Raw genomic sequence first — 20,546 nt, forward strand, 5'->3', positions numbered from 1 at the left:
AACTATCTACCACCCTAGCCCGACTCCGTTCATATCTCCTGTCAGCACTGGCTCGCGCGATCCCCGCGCGGGCTCTGACAAGGACGTCATATGACCACGCACCTGGATCGCCTCAAAAGCGCTGAACATAAGCTGCACACCCTGCGTTTGCACGTGCCCACGCTGGAGGCGGCCTTTAATCATCGGCTGTGCAAAACCTTCCCGCGGCTTCCCCAAGACAGCCGGACCGAAGGTTTGCACATCAATCACGAAGCCCTGCCCGAGCCGGGGCAGTCCCCGGTGCTTGTCAGCAAGACCCTCAGCTCGCAGATCGAAGGCAGCTTTCTGGCACAAACCCCGCCCACTTTCGTACAGGGCCAACACCATGTTTACAGTCAGGCTTACTCCGTGGACGAGGCGCATCGAACTCCGGGTCTGACACCCGCCGACCTTGAAAGCTACCTAGAGCATGTCATTCGCAACTATGACCTTTGTATTCAGGACGTTTGGGCTGACTTCTGGCAAACGCCGCATGCCGAGTTCCAAGCGATGCCTCCCCTCCAATGGTTGACCCAGTGTCTTCAGCATTTGCTGTTGGACGAGGCTGCGGTGCGCCTTGAAGACCAAACCCTGAGCCGCGCAGCGGCCGATGCAATCACTCACGGCTGCAGTTCGGTTCTGCCTAAGCACTCCTCCACTCAGGGGCTGTACGAAGTTTTCCTGAAGGCCGAAAGGCCTATGCCCGATATCAAGCTGAGGGGGGTGTTTGCCATGACCGACAAACACCTGAGCGACACGGACGACTCAAGCCTGCGCACTGTCGTGTTTTACACGCCTGACAACGGCCTTGAGGCGTTCGACTCGCTGCATCTGCTGACACAGGAACTCAACGCCAGGCTCAAGGACCCTGACCAGCGCACCGCTTTACTTAACCTGGTGCTGGCCAAGGAACACCCCCTTACACAAGGGCTTGAGCAGGTCAGGCTGGTTTCAACCGAACAAGAGGCCCCGGCGTTTTGCGCAAACGACTTAATCGAGAAACTGAAGCACGACATGCTGCATGCTTGCGCCGAAGTCCGACGCGATCACCTCGCAGGGATCACGTTCGTGTCGCCGCAACGGTTGTTCAAACGGATCGAACAGTCCGTGAACGCGAGCTGGTTCATCAACCCGGCGGCCATTGTGCGTTCGCGCTATGCCCACCTGTTTGAGAAGCAATTGCCGCACTGGCTCAAAACAGCAACCGACGATGAAAAAGCGCAATGGCGGCTGGCCACAGCACGGCTAATCCATGAACAGCACGCCTGCGAAGCCCCGGATGCCTCCCCCATCACTGAAAGCGGTAAGAAACACACGCTGCTGGGTTACGCCCGCACGCAACTCAAGCAGCAGATCAAAGCCGACCACGGCATTGAGTGCGACCCCGACAGCCTGTGCATCCTGACCACTGAAGCGGTTCAAACAGGCCCCGTGGTCTTCCCCACGTTTGGTTCGGCCTACACCGCCGGGAACAGCATCGGCAGGACCGGCCCCACGCTCAGCTACGTCACCCACCGCATGAGCCTGACCCAGCTGGCACTCTCCAATGTCGGTGTGTGGGACGTAACGTTTGCGCTCACGGCCCAGATCATAGAGGCCAATGGCACCCTGCACCCGGTCCTCACCAAGGACTACATCAAGACGCTGGTCCGCCAGCTCGATGTGGGCGAGAGCTATAAAAAACACTTGAATCATGTGTTGGTGACGTCGCCACAAGCCGGCTGGCGTAAAGAACGCTACGTAGCACTAAAGCGGGCACAACTGAGCCTGGACCTGCTTGAAGCCAAATTGGCCGGCACCCTGAACGCCACGCAAGTGGCCATCGTACAAGCCGTGCTCGATCAGCCTGATGATGCGACACGTGCAAAGGTCGAGGGTGCGCAGATCAGGGCACAGCTATTGATCGTGAATAAGAACGTGCTGCCCGGCGTGATGGTGTTCAGTTCGACCGCAAGCACCGAGCTGCTCTGTTACCTGCCTGATGCGCTCGACAATAGCCGGTTTCTAGTGGCGAACGCTCGTCAGGCGCTGGGGCAGTTAATGTCCCGCGAGCATTTGCACAGCTATGTGCAACAGCGTGTGACATCCGCTCGCCAGCCTTACCTCGCGCCCCTGTTGAAAGCAGGCCTGGATGAATCCAACACCCAGCTGCAGATCATCTATGACCATGCGTTCGAAGCGTCATACAACAATGAAGTGTCCTACGCGTTCCGGGACGCGGATGAGCAAACGACCTCCACCTACGAAAGTAACGTCAACACTGCCAAGGACGCGGTGCTGGCCGTCGTTGATGTGGTGTCCTTCGTATTGCCTGTCCGCGTGCTGCTGCCCATTGTGGCGCTGCGCTTCTTTTACCAAATCACGCTGGGGGTGGACGCACTCGCACGCGAAGAAGAACACGAAGCCTTTTTGCACTTCATGGGGGCTATCACCCATGTGACCGATGGCGCTTCAGATTTCGCGGGCTCCTCGGTTTTCGCGCGCGCCATCCGCCAGCGTGTCAAACCCCCAGCAGCAACACTCAGTCCCGGCGCGGCATGCGCGAAGCCCGGCAGCGACCTGCTTCTGAAAACGGGCGGGGCCTATGGCGGCGGTGTGTATGAGTCAGTTGCAAGCGCAACCGGGCCAACGCGGCACTATATAAAAGATGAAACCGGCAACGTGTACCGCGCTCGCTACGACACGCTGGAGAACACCTGGCGCGTGATTGATGAACGCAACTCCAACGCACCGTATCAGACGCCTGTTCGGGAAATCTCGGCCGGGCGCTGGGGCGTTAATGTGGTGGCGCCATTCTTCCAACGAAAGAGCGCCCCTGTACGCCTCGTGGAAAGTGCACGGGTGACTGGCGTGAACCTGTCGGCTCATACGGCCGACAGTCAGGGCATCTATCACCTCAATAACAAGCGTTACATACAGGAAAACGGCCATGTATATGAGGTGTACAAAGGTTGGCTGGGCCGCAACGTGTATGTGCAAACACCCGGCGGATCAGCACAGCGTGCCGGCCCGTACAAACTGCGTAAAACTGCGGAGCACTGGGAAATCAAGCTGGGGCCAAACGGCTGGCGGTCACTGCGAAACCCCGATGTCGAACTGCCTGCTGCCCTGCCCGTAGTGCCTGAAGGTCATTACGACGTGCCTGCGCAATACAACAAGGCCCTGCAACTTCATATTGAAAACACGCCCAAGTTTTTGGACAGTCACTATATTTTTCCCAATCCCGAAATCGCACGGCTGGCTAAGTTCTTCACTGAGTTTCGGCTTAAGTTGCTGGCCGACGCTCAACACTTTTTCGCAAGCAACCCTATAAAGCCACGGGCTGCACGCCCCACGTTCCCGGAGCCCATGGCGCCACAGGATTTTTTCAAGCGGTTACATGAAGACTTCAACGGCATCGTGGTCGGTGAATGCCATTCGGACATCGGCGCCAAAAAGATCCTTATCGAGAGCATGAAGTCTCTGTCTAAAAACAAGGTGAAGGTGATTTATCTCGAACACCTTCAAACCGACGCGCATCAACCGTTGCTCGATAAATACTTCAAAACCGGAAAGATGGATCGACCGTTAAAGCAGTTTCTGAAAAACCAGGATGCGGGTCACCAATTGCCCGAGGGCACCCCCTATACCTACAGCAACCTGGTACGAGAGGCGAGGCGTTACGGGATTGAAATAAAAGCGCTCGACTGCATGGCCAGTTACTACTCGCAGGACTTGCCAATAACCGCCTTTAAGCTGGAACGGTATGAAATGTTCAGTTACGTCGCTTCTCGTGTTATCCAAAAACATATGGCAGACACCGGCGGACACAAATGGATCGCCTTGACAGGCAATTCACACACCAACACGTTCAAAGGTGTACCGGGGCTGTCTGAACTTGAAGGGGCTGTCGGCATACGAGTGTCCGATGCCGCTTGCGGCACGCCCTACACCCTTCGCCAAGACATCAGTGATCTGATAAAGAACAGGCCCGGCGCTGACTATACATGGCTGAAAAACGACTATTGGCTTGAAGTAAACATCCAAGGTGCCCAGCCCGGCAGGCCACCCTTGGGCGTAGAGCAGCTTGAACATCAACTGGATAAACCCGGCACATTCCTGCTCGACAACTCCCCGCAAGGCGCACGGTTAATACATCGATCCACTTCAAATGAAATCGTTTACACGCCTTTGAAAACAACCGAATCAGGGCACTTTTTTATCGAGCGCCCTCGCTGGCAACCCGTTCATGAAAAGCGCTACGTTTTCGTCAAAGACTTGATAGAAGACCTGCACGCTATCGGCCTGCGGCATGCCCCGTAAATTAACTACATAGCAGTCTGGCACTGCGCCTGTCTGTCAGGCTCCGCCGAAAGGGGCGGGGCCTTGCAGAGGCGCGCGCGGGTCAACCCACATCGATCAGGACGTAGGCAGGCGCTCGTCCAGCAAACGATGCAACGCTGAAGCCTGCGGCCAGTTGCGCATAAAGCGCGCCCTGTCACGAGCGTAGGCCGCGGAGAAGCTGGCAGTGCTGCGGTGCTGGCACATTGAGTCCAGATCAATCAGCGCCCAACGTCCGGGCGCCCGTGATGGGTCCCAAAACACGTTATGCCCCTTCAGATCACCATGGCTGATGCGCTCACGAATCAAGTCAGCAAACAGCTGATCCAGCGCCTGCAACTCGGCTTCTGGGGCATCGCCGCTCTCAACGTAAGGCGCAAAACGCTCAATGATGTCCGGCCCGGGCAAGTATTCAGTGACCAGATAGGCCTTGGTGCGCAACCACAAAAACCGGGTTTCCAACAGTGCCAACGGCTTGGGCGTGGCGATACCGAGAAACGCCAGCCGATTGCCTTCACGCCATGAGTGCCAGGCGCGGCTTGGGCGCCAGAAGCGTTTAAGCCAATGGGCAACGCCCTTGATGTTGTAGCGTTTGATCACCAGCATGCGACCGTCTACTTCAACCTTGCCGACACTCGCTGCGCCGCCGGTTTTGTAGAGATGGCCCTGATCGAGCAACGCATCAGCCCTGGCCAGCACCGGCAGCATCGCGTCCTCTTCTTCACGTCGCACAGCTTGAAAGGCCATCGCCCCACGTTGCACGCTGAACAACGAGCAGTCGCGGCCGACCTTGTCGAGAAAGTCGTTCAGACGCCAGGCGCGCACTTTTTCGACGTGCTTGAGCAATGCTTCCAGCGGCAAGGCGTGCTCACCGTTACTGAGCAGGTAATGCACCAGCAACTCTTCGATAAACGGCTCAAGGTTTTTGGGCAACTGGGCGAAGAACACCCCCAGGTTTTCCAGCACCTTTTGTCGAGACAACGGCGTGCCCGCGGTTTCAACGCAAATACCGCCACCGTCGATAACGAACAGTTTGCCGTTTTGACGCAACAGGTTGTCCAGATGCAGGTCTTGCTGCCACACGCCTTTGAGGTGCATCCGGGCAATGGCTTCCAGGGCTTGCGCCAATACAGCTTGTTGCTCGTCTGCCAGCACCGGCAAATCCTCAACGGCGCGCCACGCGTCGCCCAGGCTCTCGGCGTGCTCCAGAAACTCAAACAGCAACCAGCCGCCCTCACCTTCCTGCAACCCGTCTGCCAGCAACAGCGGTGTAGTCAACCCCTGCTCGGCCAACACGCGCACACCCGTCAGCTCACGTTCAAAGTTGCGCGCAGCCTTGCTGCCGACCATCAATTTGGCCAGCACGGTGCGACCACGCCAGACACCGGCGCCAACATAGCGCTGGCCCGGCAAGACGCGCAACAACGTCAGCAGTTGCAAGTGCGCGGGCCCGGCGGCGTCCGCCAGCTCAATACTCAGCGGCAATCCCGGGGCACGCCCGGTTTTTTGCAATTCGGATAGACGCATCAGCGGTTCTCCTTTTGGTTACGACGCACATTCAGACGTTGATACCACGCCTCGACCAAACCGCTGTCCAGGGGCTGATCGAGATAAGCCGCCAGCATCGTACGCACGTCTGTTTCAGTCCAGACCTGCGCGCGACGCAGTAACGGCTCAATATCCTTGACCCGGTCGCGCTGGCCCAACAGCAACGGCCGGGTTTTTTCAAGGTCGATCAACTGCGCGCGGTACGCCGGGCCATCAGGCTGCAAGAAGATGTGCTTGGGGTAGAAACAGCCGTGCACCTGACGCACCTCGTGCAGACGCCGCGCCAGTTGGCCGCAGGCCTGCAAGATCGCCTGGCGCTGGGGTGCGCTCAACTGGGGCCATTGCTCCAGCAACGAGTCGAGGTCATTCCAGCCATCCAGCGCACGGGTCATCAGAATGGCCCGACGCTCGCCCCCGACTTTGCGCTCACCAAAAAACACCGCTTCCAGCGCAGGAATGCCTAACTGCTGATAGCGCTGAATATTACGGAACTCGCGGGCGAAACTCGGCTCACCCAGCGGGCTGTGCAGCGTGCGGGTCAGGTAGTTGCTTTGACGTTTGAGGTAAAACCCCTGACCGTCGAGGTCCATGCGAAACACGCTGCTCCAGCCACCGCGACTGGTGTTGGGTTCGTCCACCGCATCGAGTTGCAGGTTCCACAACGCATCGAAATCCGCCAGTCCATTGCGTTCCAGCAAGGCGCGATCAGCGTCTGCCACAAAATCAGTCATTCCCGGCCCTCAAAAAAACGCACGATATGACGGACGCGTTCCTTGTCCGCCCCAGTGAGCGTCATCCGCCCGGTGTATTGGAAATAAAAGCGCAGGCGCTGGGTGGCCGACAGGTGGTATTTGGCCACTTTGTCGAGGCAGGCCAGGTCTTTGGTGATGCGGTACTTGAGCCAGAAACCGCGCCAGAAGTCGCCGTTGGGGCAATCGATCAAATACAGCTGCGCCTGATCGTCGATCAGCAAGTTGCGCCACTTCAAATCGTTATGGGTGAAGCGGTGGTCATGCATGGTCTTGGTGTAACGCGCCAACTGGCGGCTGACTTCATCGACCCAACGCCGGTCCTTGAGCAACGGGTCGTTGTTGTCGGCCAGCTCCGAGAGGTCGCGGGTGTTGGGCAGTTCGCGGGTAATCATGGCGCCACGGGCGTAGGCGAGGCCTTTACGCTCAAGGCCCCAGGCCACCACGTCAGCCGTCGGAATGCCCCACTTGGCGAACCGCTTGAGGTTCTGCCATTCGGACTTCACGCGCGGGCGGCCCAGATAGCGACGCAGCCCTTTGCCAGCCCCGGTGTAGCGCTTGACGTAATAATTCACGCCCTCGCGCTGAACGCGGATCACCTCCGACAGCGGATCGCGGGTCAGGTGTTCGCCCTTGAGCGCAAACACCGCGTCCAGGGTGCCAAAGTCGCGGGCCAGCGCGCTGTAGGCCGGGTCCAGATTCCAGCCCGCCATTACAGTGCATCCCCATAACGCACTTTGCGTTCGTAGAGTTTTTTCGCCTTGCCTTCCAGCCAGGCCAACAGACGGGCTTCATCGCGCAAGATCTGGCGCAGCGGCATCTGGAAATAACCACGCAAAAACCGCAGTTTGTCGCGCGGGGTCAAGCCGATGTCCAGCGCCGAAAAATACAGCGCTGCCAAGTCTTTATTGCGCCAGCGGCGGCTGATGACCGGGCGGGTCTGGGCGCGGTGCAAATCGATGATCGACAGACGGAAATTGTCCGGCGTCACCGGTTGGTCGGTGTGCAGCAAAAAGTGGCAAATGTAGCAGTCGCGATGGTTGACGCCTGCGCGGTGCATCATGCCGGTCATGCGCGCCACTTCAGCGATCAGCGCGTGCTTGAGCCGGGGCTGAGGCGGTTGCTTGACCCAGTTGATGCTGAAATCTTCAAGGCTGACCGTGGGCGCCAGTTCTTCGGTGATGATGAACGAGTGCTGTGCGGCCGGGTTGCTGCCTTTCTCGCCATAGGCCACGGCGGTCATGGTCGGAACGCCGACCTCATGCAGGCGATTGATCGCCCGCCACTCCTGACCTGCGCCGAGCACGGGCAATTTGGCGGTCAGCAGGTTCTTGAACACTTCGCCCCAGCCAATGCCCCGGTGGATTTTGACAAAGAAACCACGCCCGTCGACCTCAGTACGCAACGTACGTCGGCCTTCCAGCTCGCGGTAAACCTCGCCTTCCAGACGCTCGACTTCGGTGAACGCATCGCGCCCGGCCCATAAGCGCTTGAACGGTTCGGCAAGTATCAGTTTCATCAGTGTTGCTCCGCCAGAATCACATCCGCAGCGTGCTGCGGCATGCTATAGAGGTCGGCCGTCTGCGCGAAGGCCAAGCCGTTTTGGCTCCAGGCCGCGCGCGCAGCATCATCGGACAACATGTGGGTCAGGTACTCATTGAGTTGCGCCTGCTCGAACGGCTCATCCAGCACACGCCCCGCATCCGCTTCGGCAATGTAATGGGCGTAACCGCATACCGCGCTGACCAGCACCGGCAAGCCGGCCACCAGCGCTTCAAGCAGTACGGTGCCGGTGTTTTCGTTGTAGGCCGGGTGAATCAGCACGTCCGCGCCCAACAAAAAGCGCGGGATGTCGCTGCGCCCTTTCATGAACTGCACGTGCTCGCCCAGCCCCAACGTGGCACTTTGCAATTGAAAGACTTTGGGGTCGTCCTGACCGATGACAAACAGGCGGGTGCGTTTTTTAAGGTCCGCGGGCAAGGCCGCCAGCGCTTTAAGGCTGCGATCCACGCCTTTGGTCTTGAAGCCAGAACCGATCTGCACCAGCAACAAATCATCGTCTGCCAGCTTGAACTCACGCCGGAAATCCGCCCGAATGTCAGCCGCATTCGGCGGCGCACGGCGATCCAGCGCAATCCCCGGCGGCAGCAAATGGAAGCGCTCGATCGGGGTGCCGTAGTGCTTGATGAACAACGGTTGCTGGACTTCGGAAATCATCAGAATGTCGGTTTTAGCGTGCTTGTCGAACACCGCGCGCTCGTACTCGGCAAAGTGCCTGTAGCGCTTGAAATAGCGGTACATCGAGTGCCGCAGGTTTTGCGCCTTGTCTTCAAAACAGCCGTCAGCGGCGTAATAGACGTCCAGCCCCGGCATTTTGTTGAAGCCAATCAGGCGATCCACCGGGCGCTTGGCCAGGTCGGCCTGCATCCAGGCGAGCATTTTTTCATTGCGCGTGTGGTTGAAGAACGCCTTGACCGGCGCCACCAGCACTTCAAAACCCGGCGGGATATCGCCTTCCCAGATCATGGTGTAGACGCGGATCTGGTGCCCGCGTTTCTGGCACTCCAGCGCAATGCGCATGAAGTCCCGTTGCAGACCGCCAAACGGAAAGTATTTGTACAGGACAAAAGCCAGTTGCATCAGCGCAGTTCCTCAGCCAGTAACAACGTGCTTAATCGACTTGCGACACGCTCAGGGTTCAAACGAGTGAAGCACAAGGGCCACTCGGTTTTCAGGTCAAACCGCTGCTGGTCCTGTGCAGTCGGTGAGTATGTGCATTTTTTCTGCAGGCAAGGCGCGCACGGGAAATCGCTGGCGAGGTGGATTTGCGACTTGCCATAGGCGCCCGTCAGACCGGGGTTGGTCGGCCCGAACAGGGAAATGGTGGGCACATCCAGTGCCGCCGCCAGATGCCCGAGGCCCGTGTCCACCGCCACGCAGGCACTGGCGCCGGCCAGCACTTTGGCGACGCCTGCCAGGTTCAACTTGGGCAGCACCACCACGTGAGGCAACTCCCTGGCGATACGTTCCGCGCGGGCCTTCTCGGCCGGGTTGCCCCACGGCAAGCGCACCTGAACGCCCAGGTGCCCCATGCGAATGGCCAGGTCGCGCCAGTACACTTCGGGCCAGTGTTTGGTGTCCCACGTGGTGCCGTGCAGGAACAGGACAAACGGCTTTTGACGCGGCAACTCGACCAAGCGGTCGACATCCAGCCCGTAATCGCCCAAGCCTTTGGGCAAGTCGTAGCCCAGCGCAACGGCAAACAGCTGACGCAAACGTTCGACGGCGTGCTGGCCGCGCGCCACAGCCAGGCGGCGCTGGTAAAAACGGCTGGCCAGCGGCTCCCGGGCAGAGTCGCGATCAAACCCTGCGACGGGCGCCTTGACATAGCGGGTCAGCCACGCACTTTTGAGCAAACCCTGCGCGTCGATGATCAGGTCGTATTTTTCAGCGCGCAAGCGCTGCTTGAAACGTCGCCATTCGCCGCTTTTGATGGTTTCCCAGAGGTTCTTGCGCCAGCGGCGGATGGCCACGGGAATCACGTTGCCCACTGACGGGTGCCAGGTCGGGATCTCGGCAAAGCCTTCTTCCACCACCCAGTCAAACGTGATGCCCGGAATCGCCCGCGCGGCGTCGGTCAGCGCAGGCAATGCATGAATCACATCCCCGAGGGATGAGGTTTTCACCAACAGGACGCGCACCTAGTGAACCTCGACCGGTGAGCCCTGCAAACGCTGCAAAGCGTCTACGACGAGTTGCGGCATCAGTTCGCGCAGGCAGTTGTAATGACCGAAACGGCAGGTGCGTTCAAAACACGGGCTGCATTCGAGCCCCAGGCGCACGATCTCGACCTTGTCGGCCAGCGGCGGGGTGAAACCCGGCGAGGTTGAACCATACACGGCCACCAGCGGGCGATTCAGCGCAGCCGCCACGTGCATCAGGCCCGAATCGTTGGACACCACGGCGTCGGCACAAGACAACAGATCAATGGCCTCGGCCAGCGAGGTGTCGCCGCTGAGGTTGACGGCCTCTTCACGCAAGCCGGGGATCAAGCGTGCGCGGATCTCTTCGCCCACCGCGTGATCGTTTTTCGAACCGAATAGCCACACCTGCCAGCCTTCGCGGATCTTCTGTTCAGCGACGTTGGCGTAGTGTTCAGACGGCCAGCGCTTGGACTCACCGAATTCCGCGCCTGGGCACAACGCCAGCACCGGGCGGTCGAGGGTCAGGCCAAAGGTGTTGAGCGCGGCGTCGCGGCTTTGCGGGTCAATTTGCAAGGCCGGGCGCGGGTACGGCGTAGGCAACGCGGCGCCCGGCGCATACGCCAGCGCCATGAAGCGCTCGATCATCAGCGGGTAGCGTTCTTTGTCGAGCGTGCGCACGTCGTTCAGCAGGCCGTAGCGAAATTCGCCGCGCCAGCCGGTGCGCTTGGCAATCCCGGCGAAAAACGGCACCAGCGCCGATTTCAGTGAATTGGGCAGCAGGATGGCCTGATCGTACTGACCCTTGAGGGACTTGCCGATCTTGCGCCGCGTGGCCAGTTCCAGTGCGCCGTGGCCGAGCGGAAAGCTCAAGGCCTGGCGAACTTCAGGCATGCGCTCGAGAATCGGCCGGCTCCACTCAGGCGCCAGCACATCGATTTCGCACTCTGGGTGACGCTGTTTCAGGCACTGGAACAGTGTCTGCGCCATCACCATGTCACCGACCCAGCTGGGCCCAACGATCAAAATTTTCATAAGTTTCCATAAACAAGCAAGGGAGGCATTCGCCTGATGCTCGCCAGTCAAGGGCCATCAGCCGCAAGAGTGAGCGAACTCGCTCGTGCAGGGGCAGCCTGTTCTTAACTGGCGGGTCTCAGGCTTTCGCCTCCCCGCTGTGATGCCATTTCGCTTTATTTGACCAGTGTACGCCACTCGGCGTGGGCCGACGTTTTGCCGGTAACCAGATCAAAGTAAGCCTTTTGCAGTTTTTCAGTGATCGGACCACGACGGCCGATCCCGATTTGACGCCCGTCGACTTCACGAATCGGCGTCACTTCAGCGGCCGTGCCGGTAAAGAACGCTTCGTCAGCGATGTACACCTCGTCGCGGGTGATGCGTTTTTCAACAAATTTGTAACCCAGCTCGGTGGCCAGGGTCAGGATCGTGCTGCGGGTGATGCCATTGAGGCACGCGGTCACGTCCGGGGTATAGATGACGCCATCCTTGACCAGAAACACGTTCTCGCCCGAGCCTTCGGCCACGAAACCTTCCGGATCCAGCAACAGCGCTTCGTCGGCACCGCCGGAAATCGCTTCCTGCAGGGCCAGCATCGAGTTGATGTAGTGACCGTTGGCCTTGGCACGGGTCATGGAAATGTTCACGTGGTGGCGGGTGAAGGAGCTGGTACGCACCTTGATCCCGACTTCCAGTGCTTCGGCGCCCATATAGGCACCCCAGCTCCACGGCGCGATGATCACGTGGACTTTCAGCCCGGTGGCACGCAGGCCCATGGCTTCAGACCCGTAGAACACCATCGGGCGAATGTAGGCGCTGTCGAGGTTGTTTTCACGCACCGCCACGCGGGTCGCTTCGTTGATTTCGTCTTTGCTGAACGGGATCTTCATGCCCATGATGTGGGCCGAATCGAACAGGCGGTCAGTGTGCGCCTGCAGGCGGAAAATCGCGGCGCCCTGCGGGGTTTCGTACGCACGCACGCCTTCAAACACGCCCATGCCGTAGTGCAGGGTATGGGTCAGCACGTGGGTTGTTGCGTCACGCCACGGCACCAATTTGCCGTCATACCAGATCACACCATCACGATCAGCCATCGACATCATTACGCTCCTCAAAGAATCCAGCACCTGCGCCTTGAGACGACAGGCAAATTGGACGGACCTTATGGGCCCGCCGGATACGTTTTACAGCTTTAACTCTGTGTTCTGGCTGACCGGGCCCAGGCCCAGCTCAGACCAAATGCGCCGTACGTTCTGACGTTCGACGACAAACTGATCGCCCGTGACCACCCCGGCTTCCTTCTGCAAGGCCTGGCGGTGGGCAACGGCACGAAAGGCCTTGTAAGCCTCGCGCAGCAGGCTGGCATCGGCGGCGGGCATCAACCCGGCCTCTTCCAGCCCTTCCAGAATGCGGATGTTATCGGTGAAACGGAGCAACTGCGGGTAGTCCCGCGCCCATGCAAGGGTCGCGTATTGCACCATAAATTCAATATCGACGATACCTCCGGCGTCCTGCTTGAGGTCGAACGGCACCGTGGCCTCGAAGGCGTTTTCACCCAGGCCGGCGGCGGTTATGCGCGTGCCGAGGTTGTCGCGCATCTTGGCCCGCATCTCGCTGACCTCCTGACGCAACGTGGGCAAGTCCCGCTCGCGGCCCAGCACGCTGGCGCGCACCTGCTCGAACGCACTGCCCACTTGCTTGCAGCCCACCAGCACACGGGCGCGCACCAACGCCTGATGCTCCCAGGTCCAGGCTTCGTTTTGCTGATAGCGCTCAAAAGCACCGAGGGAGCTGACCAACAACCCGGAAGCGCCTGACGGACGCAAGCGCATATCGACGTCATACAACTGGCCAGAGTTGGTTTGCGCGGTGAGCAAGTGAATGATCCGCTGCCCCAGGCGGGTGAAAAACTGTGCGCTGTCGATGGGTTTTGGCCCGTCGGTATCGGCGTTCGGGTCGCCATCGTGGATAAACACGAGGTCCAGATCAGAGCCGTGCCCCAGTTCGATACCGCCCACTTTGCCGTAGCCGACAATAATAAAGCCGGGGTCGCACAGGCTGCCGTCGGTGCGCTGCGGCGTGCCGTATTTGGCCACCGTCTGACGCCAGGCCAGCGCCAGCACTTGTTCCAGAATGGCCTCGGCCAGCCATGTCAGGTAATCGCTGACCTTCATTAAAGGCAGGCTGCCCGCGATTTCCGACGCCGCCACGCGCAAACGGTGCGCCAGCTTGAAGTTACGCAGCGCTTCCATCTGCTGTTCCAGGTCATCTTCCGGAATGCGCGTCAGGCGCTCACGCAACTCCGCAGCCAGCTCCGGTGCCAGGGGCGGCTTGAACAGACGGCCCTCATTCAGCAACTCATCGAGCAGCAGCGGAAAGCGCGTGATTTGCTCAGCGATCCACGGGCTGGCCGCACACAAGGTCAACAGACGGCGCAGCGCGTCGGGGTTTTCGGTCAACAACACCAGATACGCCGAGCGACGGGCCACGGCTTCCACCAGCGGCAACACCCGTTCCAGCACCAAATCCGGGTTGGCGTGTTCAACCGCTTGGGCCAGCAGGCGCGGGATAAACGCGTCGAGACGTTCCCGCCCCAAGCGCTGCATCGCGCGCAGTTGCGGACTGGAACGCAGACTGGCCAGTTGTTTCAGTGCCTTGGGCGCGTCGACAAACCCGGCCTCTTCAAGTTGAACGCACGCCGCTGCATCGTCCTGAACTTCTTCCCACAGCGGCAACCATTCCCCGCCGACAATCAGCTCACCGTCATCGATGTCTTCTTCGTCGTCCGGGTCGGCAATCACCTGACGGAAATGCCAGTCAATTCGCCCTCGCCACGCCATCAGTTGCGCGTGAAACGCGGCCCAACTGTCAAACCCCATCATGAACGCAATGCGCGCTTGGTCCAGCTCGCTGTCGGGCAGCATCTGGGTCTGGCGATCGGCAATCGCTTGAATCGCGTGCTCGGTGTAGCGCAAAAATTCATAGCCTTCGCGCAATTCACTGACCACAGCGGCAGGCAAATAGCCTTGCCCCTCCAGAATGCTCAGCACTTTGAGCAGCGGGCGCTGTTGCAGGCTCAGGTCTCGCCCCCCGTGAATCAACTGGAAGGCCTGAGCAATGAATTCAACCTCGCGAATCCCGCCCGCCCCCAGCTTGATGTTGTCGGCCATGCCTTTGCGCCGCACTTCCTGCTGAATCAGCTGCTTCATGGTGCGCAGCGCTTCAATCGCCGAAAAATCGAGATAGCGCCGGTACACGAACGGGCGCAACAGATCGAGCAATTGCGCGCCCATGACTTGATCGCCCGCCACCACGCGGGCCTTGATCATCGCGTACCGCTCCCAGTCGCGGCCCTGGTCCTGGTAATACTGCTCCAGCGCATTGAAGCTCAGCACCAACGCCCCGGACGAGCCATACGGGCGCAAACGCATGTCGACGCGGAATACAAAACCGTCGACGGTCATGGGGTCCAGCGCTTTAATCAGGCGCTGGCCCAAACGAATGAAGAACTCCTGATTGTCCAGCGGACGCTTGGCGCCGACCGTTTCGCCCCCTTCGGGGTAGGCAAAGATCAGGTCGATGTCCGACGACAGGTTCAGCTCCACCGCCCCGAGCTTGCCCATGCCCAGAATCACCATCGGCTGGGGCTCGCCGCTGCGCTGCCCGATCGGTGTGCCGAACTGCTGGCAATGACGTTCGTACAGCCAGCGATAAGCCTGATCGATGCAGGCATCGGCCATGTCCGACAGGTCGCGGCAGGTTTCGATCAAATCCGCCTGGCGGGTCAGGTCGCGCCAAATGATGCGCACTTGCTGCCGCGTGCGCTGGCGACGCAACACGCGAGCCAACTCCTCATCGGTTTGCGCCTGCTGCACAGCGGCAGCAATTTGCCCGCACAGCTCGCCAGGCGCGAAGTTGCGGTCCAGCTCACCGAAGCTCGCCAGCTCCAGCAACATCATCGGGTCGCGCACCGCCTGCTCAATAAAGAAGTCGCTGGCCGCACTGACGCGACTGAACGCTGCCCAGCGCGCGTCAGACCAATCGTCCAGCCCCGGCCCGCCGTCAAGCCCGGCCACTGCAGCGCGCCAGGACTGTTCGGCACGGTTCGCAACGGGCATTAAAAGGGAGGGGATTGGAGCAAGCGACGGAAGGCTCATGGTCTATCCTTGATCGGCGAAGGGAATGCCGGGTACGGTGACAGGAAGAAACAGCGGTTTAATCCGACTGTCGAACAAAGGTTATAAATAGCTGACAATTGTTTTTTATTGGCACAAAACCTGCGACAACTCGGCAAAAAGATAAATTTCGCACCAACAGTATCGATTTTTCACACAAGCAAACAGGGGGCCGTTGAAGCCTATCCTGTAGTTTTACTACTGACTCACCCATTTGAAAGGCTGAAATGGCCAACGATTTGTAGTAAAACTACACAACCCCGGAATCTACTTCCGGCTATCCAAGAATTTATGTCGTCTGCCCACAAGGCCAGTCGCAAACTCAGGCAACCGATTCTGGAAGCCTTTCCGCCCTGGAGCAAGCCATGCAAGACCTCGATCCCGTCGAAACCCAGGAATGGCTGGACGCCCTGGAATCGGTTCTCGACAAAGAAGGCGAAGACCGTGCTCACTATCTGATGACCCGTATGGGTGAGCTCGCTACTCGCACCGGTTCGCAGCTGCCGTACGCCATCACAACGCCATACCGCAACACCATTCCCGTGACCCACGAAGCACGCATGCCTGGCGACCTGTTCATGGAACGCCGCATTCGCTCGTTGGTTCGCTGGAACGCCATGGCCATGGTTATGCGCACGAACTTGAAAGATTCTGACCTGGGCGGTCACATCTCCAGCTTCGCTTCCAGCGCAACCCTGTATGACATCGGCTTCAACTACTTCTTCCAGGCCCCGACCGAAGAACACGGCGGCGACCTGATCTACTTCCAGGGCCACACCTCCCCGGGCGTTTACGCCCGTGCGTTCATGGAAGGCCGCATCACCGAAGAACAAATGAACAACTTCCGCCAGGAAGTCGACGGTCAGGGCCTCTCGTCCTACCCGCACCCTTGGCTGATGCCTGACTTCTGGCAGTTCCCGACCGTTTCCATGGGTCTGGGTCCGATTCAGGCGATCTACCAGGCACGCTTCATGAAGTACCTGGAAGCCCGTGGCTACATCCCGGCCGGCAAGCAAAAAGTCTGGTGTTTCCTGGGCGACGGCGAGTGTGACGAGCCGGAATCCCTGGGCGCCATCTCGTTGGCAGGCCGCGAAAACCTCGACAACCTGATTTTTGTCATCAACTGCAACCTGCAGCGCCTCGACGGCCCGGTTCGCGGCAACGGCAAGATCATCCAGGAACTCGAAGGCGTGTTCCGCGGTGCTCAGTGGAACGTGACCAAAGTCATCTGGGGCCGTTTCTGGGACCCGCTGCTGGCCAAAGACGTCGACGGCATCCTGCAACGCCGCATGGACGAAGTCATCGACGGCGAGTACCAGAACTACAAAGCCAAAGACGGCGCGTTCGTCCGTGAACACTTCTTCAACACGCCTGAACTCAAGGCGATGGTTGCAGACCTGTCCGACGACGAAATCTGGAAACTCAACCGTGGCGGCCACGACCCGTACAAGGTCTACGCGGCGTACCACGAAGCGGTCAACCACAAAGACCAGCCAACCGTCATCCTGGCCAAGACCATCAAGGGTTATGGCACCGGTGCCGGCGAAGCGAAAAACACAGCGCACAACACCAAGAAAGTCGACGTCGACAGCCTGAAGTTGTTCCGCGACCGCTTTGACATTCCGGTCAAAGACGAAGAAATCGAAAACCTGCCGTTCTTCAAACCCGAAGAAGGCAGCGCTGAAGCCCGCTACCTGAGCGAGCGTCGTACGGCACTGGGCGGTTTTGTGCCTCAGCGTCGCGCCAAGAGCATGAGCATTCCGACTCCGCCACTGGACACCCTCAAGGCCATCCTTGACGGCTCCGGCGATCGCGAAATCTCCACCACCATGGCGTTCGTGCGCATCCTGGCCCAGTTGGTCAAAGACAAAGACATCGGCCAGCGCATCGTCCCGATCATCCCGGACGAAGCCCGTACCTTCGGTATGGAAGGCATGTTCCGTCAGTTGGGCATCTACTCGTCCGCCGGCCAGCTCTACGAGCCCGTCGACAAAGACCAGGTGATGTTCTACCGCGAAGACAAGAAAGGTCAGATCCTCGAAGAAGGCATCAACGAAGCAGGCGCCATGAGCTCCTTCATCGCCGCCGGTACTTCGTACTCCAACCACAACCAGCCAATGCTGCCGTTCTACATCTTCTACTCGATGTTCGGCTTCCAGCGTATTGGCGACCTGGCCTGGGCCGCTGGCGACAGCCGCACCCGTGGCTTCCTGATCGGCGGCACCGCCGGGCGCACCACGCTCAACGGTGAAGGCCTGCAACACGAAGACGGTCACAGCCACATCCTGGCTGCAACCATCCCGAACTGCCGCACCTACGATCCGACCTACGGCTATGAGCTGGCGGTGATTATTCAGGACGGCATGAAGAAGATGACCGAAGAGCAACAGGACGTCTTCTACTACATCACCGTGATGAACGAGTCCTACCAGCAGCCAGCCATGCCGGCCGGTGTCGAGCAAGGCATCGTCAAGGGCATGTACCTGCTTGAAGAAGACACCAAGGAAGCCGCTCACCACGTTCAACTGATGGGCTCCGGCACCATCCTGCGTGAAGTGCGTGAAGCTGCGAAGATCCTGCGTGACGAATTCAACATCGGTGCTGACGTGTGGAGCGTTACCAGCTTCAACGAACTGCGTCGCGACGGCCTGGCCGTTGAACGTGCCAACCGCCTGCACCCTGGCCAGAAGCCACAGGTCAGCTACGTTGAAGAGTGCCTGAGTGGCCGTAAAGGTCCGGTTATCGCGTCGACTGACTACATGAAGCTGTTCGCTGAACAGATTCGCCAGTGGGTGCCGGTCAAGGAATTCAAAGTGCTGGGCACTGACGGTTTCGGCCGCAGCGACAGCCGCAAAAAACTGCGTCACTTCTTTGAAGTAGACCGTCACTTCGTGGTGTTGGCAGCCCTTGAAGCGCTGGCTGACCGTGGCGATATCGAACCCAAGGTGGTGGCTGAAGCCATCGTCAAGTTCGGCATCAACCCGGAAAAACGCAACCCACTGGACTGCTGAGGAGAATATTTGTGAGCGAACTCATTCGAGTACCTGACATCGGCAGCGGTGAAGGTGAAGTCATCGAACTGTTTGTAAAGGTCGGCGACCGCATTGAAGCCGACCAGAGCATCCTGACGCTGGAATCGGACAAGGCGAGCATGGAAATCCCTGCGCCCAAGGCCGGTATCGTCAAGAGCCTGAAAGTTAACCTGGGCGACCGCCTCAAAGAAGGCGACGAACTGCTGGAGCTGGAAGCCGAGGGCGCCAGCGCGGCGCCTGAAGCCGCCGCTCCGGCCGCCGCTGATGAGCCTGCCAAAGCCCCTGCCGCAGAAGCGCCAGCCGCCCAGGCACCCGCCGCTGCGGCCCCGGCAGAAGCCACCGTGCAGGACATTCACGTCCCGGACATCGGCTCGTCGGGCAAAGCCAAAATCATCGAGATTCTGGTCAAGGCTGGCGACACCGTTGAGGCCGATCAATCGCTGATCACCCTCGAATCCGACAAGGCCAGCATGGAAATTCCATCGCCAGCTGCCGGTGTGGTGGAAAGCATTTCGGTCAAGCTCGATGACGAAGTCGGCACTGGCGATTTCATCCTCAAGCTCAAGGTTCAAGGCGCGGCGGCACCTGCTGCACCTGCGCCAGCCGCCCCGGCTCCGGCCAAAACTGAAGCGCCTACCGCTGCAGCCCCTGCGCCAGCCGCCAAAGCCGAGGCAGCCCCTGCCCCGGCCGCCGCGCCTGCGCCAACAGGCGCCAAAGTTCACGCAGGCCCTGCTGTGCGTCAGCTGGCCCGCGAGTTCGGCGTCGAGCTAAACGCCGTGAGCCCGAGCGGTCCGCACGGGCGCGTCTTGAAAGAAGACGTGCAAGCCTACGTCAAAGCGATGATGCAGAAGGCCAAGGACGCTCCGGCCGCCGGTGCAACCGGTGGTGCTGGCATTCCCCCGATTCCGGCTGTCGATTTCAGCCGTTTCGGTGAAGTCGAAGAAGTGGCCATGACCCGCCTGATGCAAATCGGCGCGTCGAGCCTGCACCGCAGCTGGCTGAACATCCCTCACGTGACGCAGTTCGATCAGGCTGACATCACTGAGCTGGAAGCTTTCCGCGTCGCGCAAAAAGCCGTGGCTGAAAAGGCCGGCGTGAAACTGACCGTACTGCCCCTGCTGCTCAAGTCGTGCGCCCACCTGCTCAAGGAAATGCCCGACTTCAACAGCTCGCTGGCGCCAAGCGGCAAAGCCATCATCCGCAAGAAATACGTGCACATCGGCTTCGCCGTGGACACACCGGACGGCTTGCTGGTTCCTGTGATCAAGAACGTTGATCAGAAGAGCCTGCTGCAACTGGCTGCCGAAGCCGCTGCGCTGGCTGCCAAAGCCCGCGACAAGAAGCTCACCGCTGACGACATGCAAGGCGCCTGCTTCACCATTTCCAGCCTCGGCCACATTGGCGGCACCGGCTTCACGCCGATCGTCAACGCGCCGGAAGTGGCGATCCTGGGTGTCTCCAAGGCAACCATTCAGCCTGTCTGGGACGGCAAAGCCTTCCAGCCCAAACTGATGCTGCCCCTGTCGCTGTCCTACGATCACCGCGTGATCAACGGCGCTGCCGCTGCACGTTTCACCCAGCGCCTGAGCCAGTTGCTGGCTGATATCCGCACCATCTTGCTGTAAGCCTGACCCCGGTCTTCTTCACCGAAGACCGGGGCCGCGCACTGTTTTCCGAGCGCCACGCTCGTACCTCAACCCCGCCCATTTGGCGGGGCTTTTTTTGCCCGAAAAACACCCTCAAAAACATAATAGCCCAAGGCCATTATGCGCAACTTCTTGCACACCCCATTGTGGATAAGTGTGTGGATACATCGCTGAAGCCCTTACTGTTCAATACATTCAAGCAAGTGCGCAAGAAGTTGCACAGTACTGCGCAACTTCTTGCGCACTTTTTCGAACTTTCCCTAACTTTTGACGGGTAAATTACCCCTCTAAAAATCCAAAAAAAAATAACTACCGTATAAACAAGGCGTTAAAAAACAGTGGC

12 protein-coding genes are annotated in these 20,546 nt (G+C 59.5%); 3 read left to right on the forward strand and 9 right to left on the reverse strand.

Annotated elements, in window-relative coordinates; translation table 11 throughout:
• Positions 1–90: 90 nt before the first annotated feature.
• Entirely contained in the window at positions 91–4,320 is a 4,230-nt protein-coding gene (locus IF654_RS20840) for a membrane-targeted effector domain-containing toxin (RefSeq protein WP_094987605.1), read from the forward strand.
• Between the two features lie 96 nt (positions 4,321–4,416).
• Here IF654_RS20840 and IF654_RS20845 read toward each other — a convergent pair whose 3' ends face one another.
• From IF654_RS20845 to glnE, 9 genes are all read right to left on the reverse strand, one after another.
• Entirely contained in the window at positions 4,417–5,865 is a 1,449-nt protein-coding gene (locus tag IF654_RS20845; RefSeq protein ID WP_194862100.1) for a lipopolysaccharide kinase InaA family protein, read from the reverse strand.
• Positions 5,865–6,617, reverse strand: coding sequence for a lipopolysaccharide kinase InaA family protein (locus IF654_RS20850; protein ID WP_047273072.1), 753 nt, complete (start codon positions 6,615–6,617; stop codon positions 5,865–5,867). The genes IF654_RS20845 and IF654_RS20850 overlap by 1 nt, the downstream gene beginning before the upstream one ends.
• Positions 6,614–7,348: a lipopolysaccharide kinase InaA family protein gene (locus IF654_RS20855; protein WP_194862099.1), complete on the reverse strand. Its 735-nt coding sequence runs from the start codon at positions 7,346–7,348 to the stop codon at positions 6,614–6,616. The genes IF654_RS20850 and IF654_RS20855 overlap by 4 nt, the downstream gene beginning before the upstream one ends.
• Positions 7,348–8,154: a lipopolysaccharide core heptose(I) kinase RfaP gene (gene rfaP, locus IF654_RS20860; RefSeq protein ID WP_047273070.1), complete on the reverse strand. Its 807-nt coding sequence runs from the start codon at positions 8,152–8,154 to the stop codon at positions 7,348–7,350. The genes IF654_RS20855 and rfaP overlap by 1 nt, the downstream gene beginning before the upstream one ends.
• A complete protein-coding gene (locus IF654_RS20865) occupies positions 8,154–9,275 on the reverse strand; it encodes a glycosyltransferase family 4 protein (RefSeq protein WP_047281983.1) in 1,122 nt (373 codons plus the stop codon). The genes rfaP and IF654_RS20865 overlap by 1 nt, the downstream gene beginning before the upstream one ends.
• Positions 9,275–10,336, reverse strand: coding sequence for a lipopolysaccharide heptosyltransferase I (gene waaC, locus IF654_RS20870; protein WP_083332957.1), 1,062 nt, complete (start codon positions 10,334–10,336; stop codon positions 9,275–9,277). The genes IF654_RS20865 and waaC overlap by 1 nt, the downstream gene beginning before the upstream one ends.
• Positions 10,337–11,371, reverse strand: a complete 1,035-nt coding sequence (waaF, locus tag IF654_RS20875) for a lipopolysaccharide heptosyltransferase II (RefSeq protein ID WP_047273067.1) — start codon at positions 11,369–11,371, stop codon at positions 10,337–10,339.
• Between the two features lie 155 nt (positions 11,372–11,526).
• A complete protein-coding gene (locus tag IF654_RS20880) occupies positions 11,527–12,450 on the reverse strand; it encodes a branched-chain amino acid transaminase (RefSeq protein WP_047273066.1) in 924 nt (307 codons plus the stop codon).
• An 84-nt stretch (positions 12,451–12,534) separates the two neighbouring features.
• A complete protein-coding gene (gene glnE / locus IF654_RS20885; protein ID WP_047281980.1) occupies positions 12,535–15,507 on the reverse strand; it encodes a bifunctional [glutamate--ammonia ligase]-adenylyl-L-tyrosine phosphorylase/[glutamate--ammonia-ligase] adenylyltransferase in 2,973 nt (990 codons plus the stop codon).
• A gap of 383 nt (positions 15,508–15,890) precedes the next feature.
• Between glnE and aceE the strand changes: the two genes are divergently transcribed.
• Together aceE and aceF are read left to right on the forward strand one after the other, a co-directional pair.
• The gene (aceE, locus tag IF654_RS20890) at positions 15,891–18,536 is read left to right on the forward strand and encodes a pyruvate dehydrogenase (acetyl-transferring), homodimeric type (protein ID WP_047273064.1); all 2,646 of its coding nucleotides are present in this window, start codon (positions 15,891–15,893) and stop codon (positions 18,534–18,536) included.
• An 11-nt stretch (positions 18,537–18,547) separates the two neighbouring features.
• Complete coding sequence (aceF, locus tag IF654_RS20895; RefSeq protein ID WP_194862098.1) at positions 18,548–20,182, forward strand: dihydrolipoyllysine-residue acetyltransferase; 1,635 nt, start codon at positions 18,548–18,550, stop codon at positions 20,180–20,182.
• Positions 20,183–20,546: the final 364 nt, after the last annotated feature.

This window comes from Pseudomonas lundensis (assembly GCF_015377145.2).
In the GTDB taxonomy this organism is placed as follows: Bacteria; Pseudomonadota; Gammaproteobacteria; order Pseudomonadales; family Pseudomonadaceae; genus Aquipseudomonas; species Aquipseudomonas lundensis.